The sequence below is a fragment of the Pararhodobacter sp. genome, assembly GCF_034676075.1.
GTDB lineage: Bacteria > Pseudomonadota > Alphaproteobacteria > Rhodobacterales > Rhodobacteraceae > Pararhodobacter.
This window is the reverse complement of sequence record NZ_JAUCCQ010000090.1, coordinates 1-15,663: the sequence shown is the minus strand read 5'-3', so window position 1 is coordinate 15,663 and position 15,663 is coordinate 1. Positions and strand designations below refer to the sequence as shown.

The 15,663-nt window shown below is 68.6% G+C and carries 15 protein-coding genes and 1 other annotated feature; of the genes, 6 read left to right on the top strand and 9 right to left on the bottom strand.

Going from position 1 to position 15,663, the window contains the following annotated elements:
- The coding region (locus VDQ18_RS17680) for a cyclase family protein (protein ID WP_323022225.1) at positions 1–1,076 on the top strand (1,076 nt) is incomplete at its 5' end.
- A gap of 6 nt (positions 1,077–1,082) precedes the next feature.
- Here VDQ18_RS17680 and VDQ18_RS17675 read toward each other — a convergent pair.
- Positions 1,083–1,619, bottom strand: a complete 537-nt coding sequence (locus VDQ18_RS17675; RefSeq protein ID WP_323022224.1) for a hypothetical protein — start codon at positions 1,617–1,619, stop codon at positions 1,083–1,085.
- A 153-nt stretch (positions 1,620–1,772) separates the two neighbouring features.
- On the opposite strand from VDQ18_RS17675, the gene VDQ18_RS17670 reads away from it, so the two are divergent.
- The 4 genes from VDQ18_RS17670 (at position 1,773) to VDQ18_RS17655 (ending at position 6,785) form a co-directional block, all read left to right on the top strand.
- Entirely contained in the window at positions 1,773–2,918 is a 1,146-nt protein-coding gene (locus VDQ18_RS17670; protein WP_323022223.1) for a lytic murein transglycosylase, read from the top strand.
- Between the two features lie 105 nt (positions 2,919–3,023).
- Positions 3,024–3,081: a sequence feature (sul1 is cis-regulatory element that is thought to sense ions involved in sulfur or methionine metabolism; They are found in Alphaproteobacteria), on the top strand.
- Positions 3,082–3,134: 53 nt separating this feature from the next.
- On the top strand, positions 3,135–4,625 hold the full coding sequence (locus VDQ18_RS17665) for a SulP family inorganic anion transporter (protein ID WP_323022222.1): 1,491 nt from the start codon (positions 3,135–3,137) through the stop codon (positions 4,623–4,625).
- A gap of 11 nt (positions 4,626–4,636) precedes the next feature.
- Positions 4,637–5,500, top strand: a complete 864-nt coding sequence (locus VDQ18_RS17660) for a universal stress protein (RefSeq protein ID WP_323022221.1) — start codon at positions 4,637–4,639, stop codon at positions 5,498–5,500.
- A gap of 106 nt (positions 5,501–5,606) precedes the next feature.
- Complete coding sequence (locus VDQ18_RS17655) at positions 5,607–6,785, top strand: multidrug effflux MFS transporter (protein WP_323022220.1); 1,179 nt, start codon at positions 5,607–5,609, stop codon at positions 6,783–6,785.
- Between the two features lie 4 nt (positions 6,786–6,789).
- Here the strand turns inward: VDQ18_RS17655 and VDQ18_RS17650 are convergent, their stop codons facing one another.
- Positions 6,790–7,713 carry a LysR family transcriptional regulator gene (locus VDQ18_RS17650; protein WP_323022219.1) on the bottom strand — a complete coding sequence of 308 codons (924 nt, stop codon included), beginning with the start codon at positions 7,711–7,713 and terminating at the stop codon, positions 6,790–6,792.
- 133 nt (positions 7,714–7,846) lie between these two features.
- Between VDQ18_RS17650 and VDQ18_RS17645 the strand changes: the two genes are divergently transcribed.
- Positions 7,847–8,812: a PDR/VanB family oxidoreductase gene (locus tag VDQ18_RS17645; protein ID WP_323022218.1), complete on the top strand. Its 966-nt coding sequence runs from the start codon at positions 7,847–7,849 to the stop codon at positions 8,810–8,812.
- 9 nt (positions 8,813–8,821) lie between these two features.
- Here the strand turns inward: VDQ18_RS17645 and VDQ18_RS17640 are convergent, their stop codons facing one another.
- From VDQ18_RS17640 to VDQ18_RS17610, 7 genes are all read right to left on the bottom strand, one after another.
- Positions 8,822–10,306 carry an FAD-binding protein gene (locus VDQ18_RS17640; protein WP_323022217.1) on the bottom strand — a complete coding sequence of 495 codons (1,485 nt, stop codon included), beginning with the start codon at positions 10,304–10,306 and terminating at the stop codon, positions 8,822–8,824.
- Positions 10,307–10,308: 2 nt separating this feature from the next.
- Positions 10,309–11,433 (bottom strand): ABC transporter substrate-binding protein, encoded by a 1,125-nt coding sequence (locus VDQ18_RS17635; protein WP_323022216.1) that lies wholly within the window; start codon positions 11,431–11,433, stop codon positions 10,309–10,311.
- A 40-nt stretch (positions 11,434–11,473) separates the two neighbouring features.
- Positions 11,474–12,187, bottom strand: a complete 714-nt coding sequence (locus VDQ18_RS17630) for an ABC transporter ATP-binding protein (protein ID WP_323022215.1) — start codon at positions 12,185–12,187, stop codon at positions 11,474–11,476.
- Positions 12,180–12,941, bottom strand: coding sequence for an ABC transporter ATP-binding protein (locus tag VDQ18_RS17625; protein WP_323022214.1), 762 nt, complete (start codon positions 12,939–12,941; stop codon positions 12,180–12,182). Before VDQ18_RS17625 ends, VDQ18_RS17630 begins: the two co-directional genes overlap by 8 nt.
- Before the next feature lie 3 nt (positions 12,942–12,944).
- Positions 12,945–13,829 carry a branched-chain amino acid ABC transporter permease gene (locus tag VDQ18_RS17620; RefSeq protein WP_107749618.1) on the bottom strand — a complete coding sequence of 295 codons (885 nt, stop codon included), beginning with the start codon at positions 13,827–13,829 and terminating at the stop codon, positions 12,945–12,947.
- 3 nt (positions 13,830–13,832) lie between these two features.
- Positions 13,833–14,723 (bottom strand): branched-chain amino acid ABC transporter permease, encoded by an 891-nt coding sequence (locus tag VDQ18_RS17615; protein WP_323022213.1) that lies wholly within the window; start codon positions 14,721–14,723, stop codon positions 13,833–13,835.
- A gap of 64 nt (positions 14,724–14,787) precedes the next feature.
- A partial coding sequence (locus VDQ18_RS17610; protein WP_323022212.1) for a 12-oxophytodienoate reductase occupies positions 14,788–15,663 on the bottom strand: 876 nt, incomplete at its 5' end.

The following is a 15,663-nucleotide window of genomic DNA, read 5'->3' as shown; positions in this document are numbered from 1 at the left end:
TGGGCCTGCCGCTGCTCTCCCCGCGCGAGGCTGAACGGCGCGGCGGCGCGGCGATGCTGCGCATGCCGTCGCGGGCCGAGGCGGCGGCGGTCGTCGGCGCCCTGGGGGTCGAGGGCTATTCGGTCGATTTCCGCGACACGATCCTGCGGCTTTCGCCCGGGATCGTCACCGAGGACAGCGCCATCGAGACGGTCTTCGACATCACCAAACGCACCATGGACCGCCGCCAGGCCCGCTTTGCCGGGCAGGGGATCAATCTGGAACGGAAGGGCAAGACGATGGACAATCTTCTGGGCGGGCTGGGCGAGGCCCTGCTGACCGGCGCCGTCAGGATCGTCGATTGCACCGCGGTGCTGGGCCCCGACACGCCGCTCTTGCGCCTGCCCGAGGAGATCGCCCGCAACACCCCGCAGGTGAAGATCCACAAGATCAGCAATTATGACATCGACGGTCCCTATTGGGCCTGGAACTGGCTGGAGCTGGGCGAGCATTCGGGCACCCATTTCGACGCGCCGCACCATTGGCTGACCGGCAAGGACTACCCCGACGGCGCCACCGACACGCTGGACGTGCAGCGGCTGATGGCGCCCGTCAACGTCATCGACTGCTCGGCCGAGGCCGCGGCCGACCCCGATTTCCTGCTGACCGCCCAGCGGGTCAAGGAATGGGAGGCCCAGCATGGCGAGATCGGGCCGGGCGAATGGGTCGTCATGCGCACCGATTGGGACAAGCGCATGCAGGATGCGGAGCTGTTCCTGAACATGGACCAGGGCCCCGACGGCGACGGCGCGCATACCCCCGGTCCCTCGACCGATTGCATGGATTACCTGCTGTCCAAGGGGATCGTCGGCTGGGGCACGCAATGCGTGGGCACCGACGCGGGGATGGCCGGGAAATTCAGCCCGCCCTACCCGGCGCATAACTTCCTGCACCGCGACAATTGCTTCGGCCTCGCGAGCCTGTGCAACCTCGACCAGCTGCCGCCGAAGGGCGCGATCCTGATGGTGGCACCTCTGAAAATCGAGCACGGCACCGGCTCGCCGATCCGCGCGCTGGCGCTGGTGCAGGGGGGCTGAGGGCGGCTAGAGGCGGGCGCGGCAGGTGCCGTCCGCGATCATCGCCGCTGCCAGATCGCGCCCCCCGGGCAGCTGGCAACTGGCGATCTGCCGGTCGTAGGAGACCTCGCCCGTCAGGCGGCAGGTGAGCCGCGCGCCCCGCACCAGGGCCTCCATCCGCGCCTTGGCCCGCGCGCCCTCGGCCGTGCCCAGCTCGGCGCAATCGAGCGTGGCGAGGCGCAGGGCGTCGGCGCCCAGTTCGATCGTGTCGCCGTCCCGGACATGGGTCACGGCGGCGGGGCCGAGGGTGCGGGCGGTCGCGGAGGAGGCAGAGGGTGGCGTGGCGGCAGGTGGCGCCTCGAACCCGCCCCAGGCCTGCCCGCCGTTCAGGACGCGCGGCAGGCGCTCGGCCTGCGGAGGGCCATCGCGGGCCACGGACGACCAGGCCAGCGGCGTCAGCCCCGCGGCGACCACCAGCACCATCATCAGCCCCCGCCGCAACAGGCACAGACGCTGCTTTCGACGGCGCGACAGCGCCCAGGGCGGAAGGTTTCGCGGTGCCATTCCCGAAGTCTCGACAGAAATTGCGGCGCTTTTACGGAGACGCGCAGCCGGCGCAGACCCGCCGCCCGCCCCGATCCCCGGGCACTCGGCCATTGTGCCCGGGGGCCGTTCACGGCACCATGGGGCAAAACAAGACCGGGAGGTGAGCAGCCGATGCCGATCAATCGACGCCTATTCGGGGCGGGGCTTCTGGCCTTCGGCCTCAGCGCCTGTTCGCGCAGCCTGCCCACGCGGCTGAGCAGCGCCAGCCCTGACGAATTGCCGCCCGACCTGTTGCCGGCCTCGAACCGCGACTATGACGCCTGGGTCGAGGCCTTCCGCAGCCGGGCCGAGGCCGCGGGCATCACCCGCCAGACGCTGAACACCGCCTTCCGCGGCGCGGGTTTCCTGCCGGGCGTGGTCACCCGCGACCAGAACCAGACCGAATTCCGCCGCTCGCTGGAGGATTACCTCTCCATCGCCGCCTCGGACGAGCGGGTCGAGAAGGGCCGCGCCGCCTTCGCCCGCCACCGCCGCACGCTGGAGGCGATCGAGGCCGACACCGGCGTCGACGCGAAGATCGTGACGGCGATCTGGGGGCTGGAAAGCTATTACGGCGAGCGTCAGGGCCTGATCCCGGTGATCTCGGCCACCTCGACGCTGGCCTTCGAGGGCCGGCGCGGCCGCTATTTCGAGCGCGAGCTGATCGCGGCGCTGAGGATCGTGCAGAACGGCGACATCCCGGCCAGCCGGATGACCGGCAGCTGGGCCGGCGCCATGGGCCACACGCAATGCATGCCGACGGTGTTTCAGGAATACGCCGTCGATTTCACCGGCGACGGACGGCGCGACATCTGGTCCGAGGATCCCTCGGACGCGCTGGCCACCACCGCCAATTACCTGCGCCGCCACGGCTGGACCCGGGGCCTGCCCTGGGGGCGCGAGCTGCTGAGCGGCTCGGCCAGTGGCACCGTCCTGCAACCGCAGGCGGGCGGGCCGCGTTTTGACGTGACCTCGAACTTCCGGGTCATCAAGCGCTACAACCCGTCCGACGCCTATGCGCTGGGGGTCGGGCATCTGGCCGACCGGATCGGCGGCGCGGGCCCATTGCGCAGTCCCTTCCCGCCGGATGAGAACGGGCTCAGCCGCGCCGACCGCATCGCCCTGCAACAGCGCCTGACAGCCCGGGGCTTCGACACGCAGGGCTCGGACGGGGTGATCGGCCGCAACACCGAGGCCGCGATCCGCGCCTACGAGCAGAGCCGCGGCCTGCCCGTCACCGGCACCCCCTCGCGCGCACTGCTGCAAAGCCTGGGCTGAACCCGGCACTGCCGGAAAATCCGCCAATCCCCGCCCCGGCAGCCCCTGCCGGGGCCTTAAGGCTTGGCATCGGCGCCGGATCGCCGTAACCGGGGGGCCAGCGAACACGGAGCCGGGTGCAAGTCCCGGCTGGCTCTTCCGGCCGCCGATCCGCCGGACAACCAGACCAAACCCCGTTTTGGACCAACGGCCCGACCGGGCCGACTGGATGACGACATGATCTCTCTCGACGCCTACCGCGCCCAGTGGTTCGGCACTGTCCGACCCGACCTGCTGTCGGGCCTCGTGGTGGCGCTGGCCCTGATCCCCGAGGCCATCGCCTTTTCGCTGATCGCGGGCGTGGACCCCAAGGTCGGGCTTTACGCCAGCTTCTCCATCGCCGTGCTGACCGCCATCGCCGGGGGACGGCCCGGCATGATCTCGGCCGCGACGGCGGCGACGGCGGTGCTGATGGTGACGCTGGTGCGCGACCACGGGCTGCAATACCTGCTGGCGGCCACGGTGCTGGCCGGGCTGATCCAGATCGCGGCGGGGCTGCTGAAGCTGGGTTTCGTCATGCGCTACGTCTCGAAATCGGTGATGACCGGCTTCGTCAACGCGCTGGCGATCCTGATCTTCATGGCGCAGCTGCCGGAACTGGACCCGACCCGCGTCACCTGGACCACCTATGCCATGGTCGCGGCGGGGCTGGCGATCATCTACCTCTTTCCCCGGATCACCCGGGCGGTGCCCTCGCCGCTTGTCACCATCATCGTCCTGACCACGCTGACGCTGATCTTCCAATGGGACGTGCGCACGGTGGGCGACATGGGCGAATTGCCCGACACGCTGCCGATGTTCCTGCTGCCCGAGGTGCCCCTGACCTGGGAGACGCTGGGCATCATTCTGCCCTATTCGATTGCCGTCGCCGTGGTGGGGCTTCTGGAAAGCCTGATGACCCAGAATCTGGTCGACGAGCTGACCGACACCCGCACCGACCGCAATCAGGAATGCATCGGCCAGGGCATCGCCAATACCGCCACCGGCTTCATCGGCGGCATGGCAGGTTGCGCGATGATCGGGCAGAGCATGATCAACGTGAAATCGGGCGGGCGCGGGCGGCTGTCGTCCTTCACCGCCGGAACGGTGCTGCTGATCCTGGTGGTCTTTCTGGGCGAATGGGTGGCGAAGATCCCGATGCCCGCGCTGGTGGCGATCATGATCATGGTCTCGGTCGGCACCTTCTCGTGGTCCTCGATCAGGAACCTGCGCACGCATCCGCGTTCGTCCTCGGTGGTGATGCTGGCGACGGTGGCGACGGTGGTCTGGACCCATAACCTGGCCATCGGCGTGTTGGTCGGCGTGCTGCTGTCGGGGATCTTCTTTGCCGCCAAGATCGCCCAGCTCTTCAAGGTCACCTCGACCATCTCGCCCGACGGGCGCGAAAGGGTGTATCGTGTCGAGGGGCAGATGTTCTACGGCTCGGTCGAGGATTTCATGGCCGCTTTCGACTTCGGCGAGGCGCTGGAGCGGGTGGTCATCGACGTCAGTGCAGCGCATATCTGGGATATTTCCTCGGTTCAGGCGCTGGACATGGCGGTACTGAAATTCCGCCGCGACGGGGCCGAGGTGGAGATCGTCGGCATGAACGAGGCATCGGAAACCATCGTCGACCGGCTTGCCGTGCACGACAAACCCGGCGCGGGCGACGCGCTGCTGGCGCATTGAGGAGCGGGGACATGAACAGAGCGCAACAAAAAATCGTGGCCCTTGTCGATGGGTCTGTCTATTCCGCCTCGGTCTGCGACCACGCTGCCTGGATTTCCAGCCTGACGGGCGAGCCGGTCGAGGTGGTGCATGTGCTGGGCCGCCGCGAGGCCTCGCAGACCCAGGACCGTTCGGGCGCCATCGCGCTGGGGGCACGCAGCGCCCTGTTGCAGGAACTGGCCGATCTGGACGCGCAGCGCGCCAAGCTGATCGGCCATCGCGGCCGGGCGATCCTGGACGATGCCCGCGCGCTTCTGGAAACCGCGGGCGTGGCCGAGGTCACCACGCGCCTCAGGCAGGGCGATATCGTCGACACCCTGACCGAGGTCGAGGCCGAGGCCCGCGTCGTGCTGATCGGCAAGCGCGGCGAGGCGGCGGATTTCGCCAAGGGGCATCTGGGGTCGAACCTGGAGCGGATCGTGCGCGCCAGCCATCGGCCGGTCTTCGTGGCCTCGCGCGCCTTCCGGCCGATCAGGAAGGTGCTGGTCGCCTATGATGGCGGCGTCTCGGCGATGAAGGCCATCGACCACATCGCCCAGAGCGCGGTCTTCCAGGGGCTTGAGGTGCATGTCGTGACGCTGGGCCATGCTACTCCCGACGTGATCAACGGGCTGGAGGACACGACCGCCATGCTGCGCACCGCGGGCATCAGCGCCGAGTCATCGGTCCGCCCCGGCCAGCCCGAGACCGCGCTCGCCTCGATTGTCGAGGACGAGGGCTTCGACATGCTGGTGATGGGCGCCTATGGCCACAGCCGGATCCGCAGCCTGATCATCGGCTCGACCACCACGGCGATGATCCGGTCGTGCAAGGTGCCGGTCGTCCTGATGCGCTGAGGCGCGGCGTCTGATCTGAAAAACCGATATCCCCGCCGCGCATTTTCGTCTTTTCGCGCGGCGGGTGGGGTTGCAGGCTGGGCGGGCCGCCAAGGATGGAGGATCCGTGGCCCCTTCCCCCCAGACCCCCGCCGCGAAGCCCTCGCTGGGCCTGCTGGTCGCGCTGGCCTCGACCGGCACGCTGGCCATGCACATGTTCGTGCCCGCCCTGCCCTATGCCGCTGAGGATCTGGGCGTCGGCAGCGCCGCGGTGCAGCTGTCGCTCACGCTTTATGTGCTGGGCCTCGCGCTGGGGCAGATCGGCTACGGGCCGGTTTCCGACGCGCTGGGACGGCGGCCGGTGGTGATCGCGGCGCTGGGGATCTTCGTCATCGGCTCGCTCCTCTGCGCGCTGGCGCCTTCGCTGCCCTGGCTGCTGGCCGGGCGGCTGACGCAGGCGCTGGGCGGGGCCGGAGGGCTGGCTCTGGCCCGCGCCATCGCCCGGGATGCGGCGGGGCCCGAGGGCTCGCAGCACGACATCTCGCTTCTCAACACCGTCATGCTGATCGGCCCGGCGATCAGCCCGGTGCTGGGCGCGGGCGTTGCCGCCTATGCCGATTGGCGGGGGATCTTCCTGGTGCTGGGGCTGCTGGCGCTGGGGACGCTCGCCGCCACGCTCTGGTCCCTGCCCGAGACCGCCCGCCACCGCAAACCGCTGCGCCTGCGCCAGATGGGCCGCGACTTCGCCACGCTGGGCCGCAACCGCCGGTTTGTCTGCATCGCGCTGGGCGGTGCCATGGGCTCGACCACGACCTATGGCTATTTCGCCGCCGCGCCCTTCATCTTGCAGGAACAACTGGGCGTGCCGGGGGGCGAGGTCGGTTTCTACATCGGCGGCATCCTTTTGGGCGCGCTGGCCGGGACCTGGGTGTCGCGGCTCAGGGTCGGCCATGTCTCGCGCGATGGGTTCTTCCTGCAGGCGGGGATCTTCGCCATCGCCATGGCGAGCGCTTTCCTGGCCGCCGCGTGGTTCGGGCTGATGACGCCCGCCCTGATCTTCCTGCTGACGCTGGGGCTGATGTTCGCGGCGGGCTGCATCAGCCCGACCGGGCTTTCCGCCTCGCTCGATGCGGTGCCGGAGCTGGCGGGATCGGCAGCGGGGCTCTTCGGCGCGGCGCAGATGGCCTGCGGGGCGCTGTCCACCTTCCTTGTCGGTATCGGCGCCCAGCATGACCTCAGCTGCGGGATCGTCCTGACCGGGGCCACAATCCTCAGCTTCCTGCTGCTGCGGCTGGGTCGGGCCTGAAGGGTCAATCCAGCCCGTCGCTGACCGGCACCGACTGACGCAGGAAGCTGGCGAAACCCTCGGTCACCTCGTCCATCGGCCGGTCCTTGCGCCAGACGAGGCCGATTTCCAGGGGCGGGATCGGATCGGCCAGCGGGCGGCGCTCGATCTTCAGCCCCTCCAGCGACCACGGCCGGTAAACGGTATCGGCGACAATCGTCACCCCCAGCCCCAGCCCGATCCATTCGCGCATCGCCTCCATCGAGGTGGTGCGCAGGACCACGTTCGGCTCGAACCCGAAGGGACGGACCAGTTCGCGCAGGACCCGCTCGCCCTCGTCCACCATCAGGAAGACATAGGGCAGCCCGTTCAGCCGCTCCAACGGCACCGACTTTTCCGCCATCAGGGGCGAGTTGTTCGAGATCCAGAGCCGCCGCTGCGCCTGAATGAGCGGGCGTTTCTGCAGCTCGTCGGGATTGCCGAGGTTCGAGGTCAGGATGATCCCCAGATCGGCCTTCCCGGCGATCAGCGCATCCTCGCATTCGGGCCGCGTCATCTCGGACAGCGAGACCTCGACCTTGGGATGCGCGGCCAGGAACTTGCCCAGATAGGGCAGCAGGAAATAGCCGACGACGACATGGGTGGCGGCGATCCTGAGCTTGCCCGACAGGTTGAGCGAGGCCTGAAACGGCCAGCGCTGCGCCTCGTCCGCGGCCTCCAGCACCTTCATGGCGTGCTGGTGGAAGAGGTGCCCGCGATGGGTCAGGGTGACGCCGCTGACATGGCGATCCAGCAGCGGGAAGCCGAGGTTGCGCTCAAGATCAAGGATCGCCGTGGTCACTGCGGATTGCGAAATCCCGATCTCGACCGCGGCATTGGCGATCTTGCCGTACTTGGCGGCGGCCACGAAATACATCAGCTGCCGCAGGGTGAAATTCGGTGCCTTCATGGACGCCCCCTCCCCCGGGGCCGAGCCGCTCTCCATCTGAAATTCAGAATTTACGCATAAGAATATCCGGTTTGACTATATCTGTGTCCTGGGCAAGCTGGCAATCAGGGAGATGGAATGAGGGAGGATTCCAATGAGCGTGCTAGAGATGCGCGTGGCCGCAATCCGGCGCGAGGCCGAGGGGATTCTGGGCTTCGATCTGGTGCCGGTCACCGGCGGCGCGCTGCCTGCCTTCACGGCGGGCGCCCATATCGACGTGATGCTGCCCAGCCTGCCCGCCCGGCAATATTCGCTCTGCAACGCGCCGGGCGAGACGCATCGCTATCAGATCGCCGTCCTGCGCGAAGCCGCCTCGCGCGGGGGCTCTCAGCACCTGCACGAGCGTGTGGCGACCGGCGACCGGCTGATGATCGGCCCGCCGAAGAACCATTTCGAACTGGCCCCCGGCGCCGGGCATTCGCTGCTGATCGCGGGCGGGATCGGGGTGACGCCGATGCTGGCCATGGCCGAGGCTCTGGCCGCCAAGGGCGCCTCTTTCGCGCTGCATTATTGCGCCCGGTCGGCGGGGCGGATGGCCTTTGCCGGGCGGCTGGCGGCGGCGCCCTTCCGCGACCGGGTGCATCTGCATCTGGACGACGGCCCCGAGGCGCAGCGCCTGCCTTTGGCCGCGCTGCTGGCCTCGCGGGGGGCCGGGGATCACGTCTATATCTGCGGGCCCTCGGGGTTTCTGGACTGGGTGAAGGGCGCGGCTTTGGCGGCGGGCTGGCCCGAGGAGGCGGTGCATACCGAGTATTTCTCCGGCAGTGTCGAGCAGCGCGACAGCGATTCCGCCTTCGAGATCGAGGTGGCGGGCCGCGGGCAGGTGGTGAGTGTGGCCAAGGGCCAGACGGCACTTGACGCGCTGCTGGCGGCGGGGCTCGACGTGCCCAATTCCTGCACCGAGGGGGTCTGCGGCATGTGCATGACCCGGGTCATCGACGGAACGCCCGACCACCGCGACCAGTTCCTGACCGCAGCCGAGCGCGCGCGCAACGATTGCTTCATGCCCTGTTCGTCGCGCGCGCTGTCGGCCCGGCTGGTGATCGAGCCCGATTACTGAGACCCCCGATTACTGGGAACCGTCACCGGGGATGTTCTGCAAGGCGACCCTGGTGCCGACCATGCCCGGCAGATGGGCGCCTTGCAGGCGCGGCCCCTCGACCGGGGCGCTGCGGCCATGGGCGGCCGAGGTGCCTGCGATCCGGCCCAGCGTGAACCCGCCGCAAAGCCGCATGCCACCCAGTTCCGCCGTCGGGTTCAGCCCGCCCACCGCGTCGCCCGCCGCATAGAGCCCCGGGATCGCCGCGCCGAACACATCGACCGCCTGCATCGCCGCCGTGACCCTGAGCCCGCCCGCAACGAAATTGGAGCCCACGACCATCGGCAGGGCATGGAACGGCCTCTTTGAGATAGGACGGCGGCCCTCGGGCAGGATGACCCGGCCGAAATCGGGGTCCTTTGCCCCGGTCCCGGCAAGGAAAGCGTTCCAGCCGGCGACCGATGCGGCAAGCCCGGCGGGATCGGCGCCGATCCGCGAAGCCAGCGTCGCCAGATCCGGGGCCGAGACACCCGGGCGCGGCATCTGTGCCACCAGCTGGGCTTTGCGGCGCAGGGTTTCGCCGTCGATGATGTACCAGGCCTCGCGCCCCGGCTGGGCCTGCAGCGCCTCGACCCGGCGTTCATAGGGACCGGCCTCGTCATGGAAGCGGCGGCCCTCGCGGGTGACGGCAATGCAATCCTCGACCAGGGAGGACGAGACGATCACCAGGGGCAGAACCTGCGCCATGTTGATGAGGTCGGCCCCCACCGCCCCGGCCATCAGATGCCCGTCGCCCCGGCAGGTATCGACGCCGAGATAGGGCGCGCGGGCCAGATAGCCAGGCACATGGCGCGCGCGCAGTTCCGGGTTCGCCTGAAAGCCGCCGGTGGCCAGAACCACACCCTTGCGGGCCTTCCAGTGCCGGGTCTGGCCCGTTGCATCCTCGGCGATCAGGCCGGTCACACTGCCCCCTTCGGTCACCAGCCGCCGGGCGCTGGTGTTCAGGTGCAGCGTCACGTTCGGCCGGGCGAAATCGGGCTCGAAGGCGCGGCGGAAGGCCATCATGTCCTCGACCGCCAGCATCCGGTCGGTGCGGTGCTGAAGGGGGCGCGGGATGAAGCGGGAAAAGCGGACGCCCCGGGCGATCAGATCGTCATAGGTGGCGGCGCTGTGCTCGGCGAAGAGCCGCATCAGCACTGGATCGGCGATCATCGGGTAGCGGTCGCCAAGCAGGGAAATGCTGTGCTGGGCATCCGCCAGGAAAGCCTCGGCGCTGTCCCGGATCCCGGCCTCGGCCTGGGCGCGGGAGCCGACGAAGGCCATGTAGCCGGTGGACCAGACCGCATTGCCGCCAATGGCGTCCAGCGCCTCGATGACATGGACAGACGCCCCGGTGGCGGCCGCGGCGGCGGTGGCGGCCATGCCGCCCGGCCCGGTCCCCACCACCAGCACGTCGCAGGTGAAATCGGCACCGGGCTTGTCGCCCGGTGCCTCGGTGCCGGAAAACCCGGCCATGGTTACTGGACCACTTCCCAGCCGCCGTCGCGCACGCGCATGACGACGCTGCCATGCACCGGCACCCGGCCTTCGCCGAAGGTCATGGAGCCCGTGCCCATCAGCACCGGCACGTCATGGGTCTGGGTCATCGCCTCGCGCAGGTTCTCACGCGTGACCTCGCCCTCGATGCTGCTGATCGCCGCGGCGATGATCGACATCATCGAATAGCCGGTCGCCGCCCAATGGTCGGGCGGGATGCCGTAGCGGGCCTGATAGCGCTCGGCGAAGGCGCGGGTCGCGTCCGAATAATCCTCGGAGAAGATCGAGACGAAGAGCGTCCCTTCACCCGCCGACCCGGCGGCGTTGATGAATTGCGACGAGCCGAGGCCGGTGTCGCCCGCGATGATCGTATCGGGGTCGAGGCCCGCCTGACGCGCCTGAAGGATGATGTTGGCGGCCTGTTCGGGCGGGGTGGTGACGAAGAGGCACTCGGGGTCCGCATCGACGATCTTGGTCGACAGCGCCGTGAAGTCGGTGTCCGAGGCCAGGATCCCCTCGTCGGCGATGATCTCGACCCCATGCGAGGCGAGCGTGTCGCGGAACACGTCCTTCTGGATGATGTAGCCCGGGTTATCGAGGATCGAGACCAGGTAGCAATTTGCCGGATGCAGCGTCTCGCCGATGTAATTGGCAAGGGGCGGCATGTAGGTGACGGCGGTTTCGGTCGATTTGAAGATCCATTCACCCAGCGGCAGGACCTCGGAGGTCATCGCCACGGTGAACATCGGCACTTGCAGCTGGACCGCGACCGGCCCGGTCGCCATCGCCTCGGACGAGGCGATCGGGCCGAGGATCAGGTCGGCCTGATCGACGTTCGCGCGCCGGGTCAGCAGCGAGATGGCCTCCTGCCGGTCCGAGCGGTTGTCGTCATACTGGATGGCGACGGTGTGATCGCCATAGCCGCCCGCGGCCGCCAGTTCCTCGTCCGCCATGCGGATGCCGTTGACCAGCGGCACGCCGACGAAGGCATAGGTGCCGGTCGTCGACAGGATCGCCGAGATGTTCACCTCATCCGCCGCGGCGGGTCCGGCGAGAAGCGTGGCGCCCAGGAGCGCCGTCATTGTCAGTCTGGAAACCTTCGTCATCCTGTCCTCCCTGTATGACGTGGGTTGCGGAACTCGGGCGTCAGCCTTCGGGCGTGACGCCGAGGTAGTGAGAAACGACATCCGCATCGGCAGCGAGGGCCTGGCTGGCCCCCGACATCACCACGCGGCCCTGTTCGAGGATGTAGGCGCGGTCCGACAGATCGAGCGCTAGGGTCGCGTTCTGTTCGATCAGCAGGATGGTCATGCCGCGGTCCTTCAGCGTGCGCAGCGCCGCGAAGACCTGGGCGATGATCACCGGCGCCAGGCCGAGGCTGGGCTCGTCCAGCAGCAGAAGCCGCGGCGAGCCCATCAGCGCCCGGCCGATGGCCAGCATCTGCTGTTGCCCGCCGGACAGCGAGCCCGCCAGCTGTTCCGAGCGCTCGCGCAGGATCGGGAACAGCGCATAGACCTCCTCCAGCGGGATCTCGGCCTTGCGGCCGCGCAGCGCGGTGACACCCAGTTGCAGGTTCTCGGTCACGGTGAGCTGCGGGAAGACCTGCCGCCCCTCGGGCACCTGCAAGACCCCCAGGCCCGAGATGGTCCAGGCGCGGCTCGAATGCAGGGGTTTTCCCTCGAAGGCGATGGTTCCGGCCGAGGGGCTGACGATGCCCGAGACGGCGTTCACCAGCGTCGACTTGCCGGCCCCGTTGGGGCCGATCAGCGCCACGACCTCGCCCTGATTGACGTCGAGCGAGACGCCCCTCAGCGCGGTGATGCCGTTGTAATGAACCTGAAGATCGCGGATCTCAAGCATGCTCGCCTCCGACATAGGCGGTCAGCACCGCGGGATCCGAAAGCACCGCCTCGGGCGCGCCCTCGGCGATGAGGCGCCCGCCGTCCAGCACGTAGATGTGCTCGCAAAGCCGGGTGACGAAGCGCAGGTTGTGTTCGATGAGCAGGATGCCGATGCCGCTGTCGGCGAGATCGCGGAAGAGGACGGCCAGCGCATCCGATTCCACGTCGTTCATGCCGGCGATGGGCTCGTCGAGCAGGATGTAATCCGGCTCGGACGCCAGCGCGCGCATCATCTCGACCCGCCGCTGGTGGCCATAGGACAGGCCCCCCGCCGGGTATTCGGCCAGATGCCGCATGCCGAAGCGTTCCAGCAGCGCCTCGGCCCGGGCGCGCATCGCCGCGGTTTCCCGGCGCGAGGCGGGCAGGCCCAGAAGCGCCGAGAGGGTCGAGCAGCGCTCGTGCCGGTGGAAGCCGATCAGGATGTTATCCAGCACCGAGTTCTCCGGCAGGATGCGGATGTTCTGGAAGGTCCGCGCCAGCCCCGCCCGGCAGATCTGATCGGCGGGCGCGCGGGTGATGTCGGTGTCATCCACCCGGATCGTGCCGCCGCTCACTGCCAGCATGCCGGTGATCATGTTGACGATGGTGGTCTTGCCCGCGCCGTTCGGGCCGATCAGCCCGGTGATCTTGCCCTTCGGCACGGTGATGTTGACGTTTTCCGAGGCGACGACGCCGCCGAAACGCTTGCTGAGATTGTCGAGGATGAGGGCCATGGCTCAGCTCCCTTTCGCGGTGTCGGCCTCGGCCGGGCGACGGGCGCCCAGCCGCCGGCCCCGGGCGCGCTCGATCAGCGTGTCGGCGATACCCTTGGGCAGGAAGTTGATGGTGAGGATCAAAAGGATCCCGAAGACCAGCATCCGCGCATCGGCCAGCGGGCGCACCACCTCGGGCAGCAGGATCAGCACCGCGGTGCCGACGATCGGGCCCCAGAGGCTCGTGCGGCCGCCGAAGACCACGTAGGACAGGATGGCGATCAGGTACGGGAAGCCGAATTGCGAGGGCACCAGCGCGTAGGAATGGAAGGCCTCGAGCGCGCCATAGACGCCGGCCAGCGCGCCCGAAAGGACGAAGGCCAGCGTCTGGTGGCGCACGATGGACACGCCGAGCGAGGCAGCGACGGCCTCGTTCTGGCGGATCGCGTCGAAGGCGCGGCCGAGGCGGCTGTGGGTGATGGCGTACATCAGGTAGATGGTCGCCGCGCCCGCCAGCAGCAGCAGCGGCGTGCCCACGGTCTTGGGAATGCCGGTGATCCCCTGCGCGCCGCCGGTGACATTGGTGGCATAGATGTTGAGCGACAGGACGATCTGGATGAAGGCGACCGTGGCGATGGCCTGATAGATCCCCCGCAGCCGCGCCAGCGGCACCGAGAGCGCCAGCGCCACCAGCCCGCCCGACAGCGCCGAGGCGATGAGCGCCAACGGCGCGGGCAGGCCATAGGTCACGACCAGAATCCCGCCCGTGTAGGCGCCGACCGCCGCCAGCCCGACCGTCCCCAGCGAGAAGACACCGGCGCGCAGCACCAGCCATTGCGCATAGGCCAGCCCCAGATGCAGCAGGAACAGGTCCAGAAGCGGCTGATAGCCAAGAAGAAGGTTCATCATGGCTTATCTCCGTCCACGCAGGCTGCCAGCCTCTTCCCGGCCCATCAGCCCGTTGGGGCGGACCAGCAGGATCAGGAACATGGCCGAAAAGATGAAGGCGGTGGTCAGGCCCGAGGGCAGGTAGGCGATGGACAGCGTCTGCACCATGCCGAAGATCAGGCTGGCCATCAGCGCCCCGGGGATCGACCCCAGACCGCCGAGGATGATGATGGCGAAGCCGAACATCAGGTAAGGCTCGCCCATGGTGAAGTTGATGTTGTTGAACGCCAGCCCCACCAGCACCCCCGCCGCGCCCGCCAGCGCGCCCGAGATGAAATAGGTGAGGTTGTAGATGCGGTTGGGGTTGATGCCGACCAGCATCGAGGCGCGCTCGCTATCCGTCACCGCGCGGACCTGACGGCCGAAGGCGGTGCGATAGATGAACCAGGCCATGACCAGCACGATGGCGATGGCGGCCGCCGCCATCATCAATTGCAGGAGCGAGACGCGCAGGCCCCAGAAGCGGTAGATCACCACCGGCACGGTATCGAAGGGAAAGCGCAGCACCTGGGTCTGCGAGACCCATTGCCAGAAGGTCATGATCACCATCCCCGCCCCCATGGACGAGATGATGGCGCCGAATTCCGCGTCCCCCGACTTGCGCAGGCGGCGGAAGCAGACGATCTCGATGATCATCGCCAGCACGCCCGAGGCGATGGCGGCAGCGACGAAGCCCAGGATCAGCGGACCGCCCGCGCGGACCGTGTAATAGGCGACGAAGGCGCCGGTCATGAAGACCGCCCCATGCGCGAGGTTCAACAGCCGTTGCACCCCGAAGACCAGATTGAAGCCCACCGCGAAAAGCGCGTAGACCCCGCCCACGACAACGCCGTTCAGTAGCTGCTGCAGCAGCATGCCGTCTCCTCCCTTTCCGGGTCTCGCGACCCGTTCTTCCCGGGCCCGTTCGGGGCCATCTTGTTCACGTCAGCCGCTCCAGATGCTGCCGGTCGTAGGCGGCGAGCGATGCCGCCCCGCCCGACAGGATCCGTGCCGCCAGATCGGCATTGGCCAGATGGCCGCGGCCGCTGGCAATGAGGTCGAACTCGCCGCGCTCGATGCCCTCGGCGGCCCAGCCCAGCGTCACCGGGGCCAGGGCCGCGTGCTGCTTGCCGCGCGCCGCCTTGAAGTCGATATCCATCAAAAGCGAGCCCACGGCGATCACCGGCCGGTTGGTCAGCCGCCGCACGAAGGCCGCGAGGCTCGTTTCGTTGCCGGGGAAAGCCGGATCCCAGAAACGCCGGGTCGAGACGTGGAAAGCGTCCGTGCCCGCCGCGACCAGCGGGGCGAGCCAGCTGGCCAGCTCCTCCGGGCTTTCGGCGACGCGGGCGGCGTAGTCGAGTTGTTTCCACTGGGAAATCCTGAGGATCACCGGGAAATCCGCGCCCGCCCTTTCCTTGCAGGCCATGACCAGTTCCGCGGCGAAGCGCGCCCGGGCCGCCAGCCCGCCGCCATAGCCATCCGTCCGCCGGTTGGTGGCGGCGTGGAAGAACTGGTCAGGCAGATAGCCATGGGCGGCGTGGATCTCGATCCCATCGAAACCGGCCTCGCGCGCGGCGCGGGCGGCCTGAGCGTAATCGGCGATGGTGCGGGCAATCTCGGCCCCGGTCATCGCCCGGCCCAACGCGCGGCCCGGACCCGCCAGCCCCGAGGGGCTGAGGCGTGTCACCTCCAGCGTGTCGGTCATACCGACCAGCGACGGGGTGAAGGCGCCCACATGCCAGACCTGCGCAACAATCGCAGCTCCCTGCGCATGGACGCCCGCCACCACCCTCTCCCAACCCTTGAGCGCGTCGGT

What these genes read in the sequence shown, in the direction of transcription:
- VDQ18_RS17660 (WP_323022221.1), top strand. Translation starts at nt 4,637, where the DNA reads ATGAACAGAGCGCAACAAAAAATCGTGGCCCTTGTCGATGGGTCTGTC.
- VDQ18_RS17640 (WP_323022217.1), bottom strand. Translation starts at nt 10,306, where the DNA reads ATGGCCGGGTTTTCCGGCACCGAGGCACCGGGCGACAAGCCCGGTGCC.
- VDQ18_RS17650 (WP_323022219.1), bottom strand. Translation starts at nt 7,713, where the DNA reads ATGAAGGCACCGAATTTCACCCTGCGGCAGCTGATGTATTTCGTGGCC.
- VDQ18_RS17625 (WP_323022214.1), bottom strand. Translation starts at nt 12,941, where the DNA reads ATGGCCCTCATCCTCGACAATCTCAGCAAGCGTTTCGGCGGCGTCGTC.
- VDQ18_RS17665 (WP_323022222.1), top strand. Translation starts at nt 3,135, where the DNA reads ATGATCTCTCTCGACGCCTACCGCGCCCAGTGGTTCGGCACTGTCCGA.
- VDQ18_RS17670 (WP_323022223.1), top strand. Translation starts at nt 1,773, where the DNA reads ATGCCGATCAATCGACGCCTATTCGGGGCGGGGCTTCTGGCCTTCGGC.
- VDQ18_RS17615 (WP_323022213.1), bottom strand. Translation starts at nt 14,723, where the DNA reads ATGCTGCTGCAGCAGCTACTGAACGGCGTTGTCGTGGGCGGGGTCTAC.
- VDQ18_RS17620 (WP_107749618.1), bottom strand. Translation starts at nt 13,829, where the DNA reads ATGATGAACCTTCTTCTTGGCTATCAGCCGCTTCTGGACCTGTTCCTG.
- VDQ18_RS17635 (WP_323022216.1), bottom strand. Translation starts at nt 11,433, where the DNA reads ATGACGAAGGTTTCCAGACTGACAATGACGGCGCTCCTGGGCGCCACG.
- VDQ18_RS17675 (WP_323022224.1), bottom strand. Translation starts at nt 1,619, where the DNA reads ATGGCACCGCGAAACCTTCCGCCCTGGGCGCTGTCGCGCCGTCGAAAG.
- VDQ18_RS17630 (WP_323022215.1), bottom strand. Translation starts at nt 12,187, where the DNA reads ATGCTTGAGATCCGCGATCTTCAGGTTCATTACAACGGCATCACCGCG.
- VDQ18_RS17645 (WP_323022218.1), top strand. Translation starts at nt 7,847, where the DNA reads ATGAGCGTGCTAGAGATGCGCGTGGCCGCAATCCGGCGCGAGGCCGAG.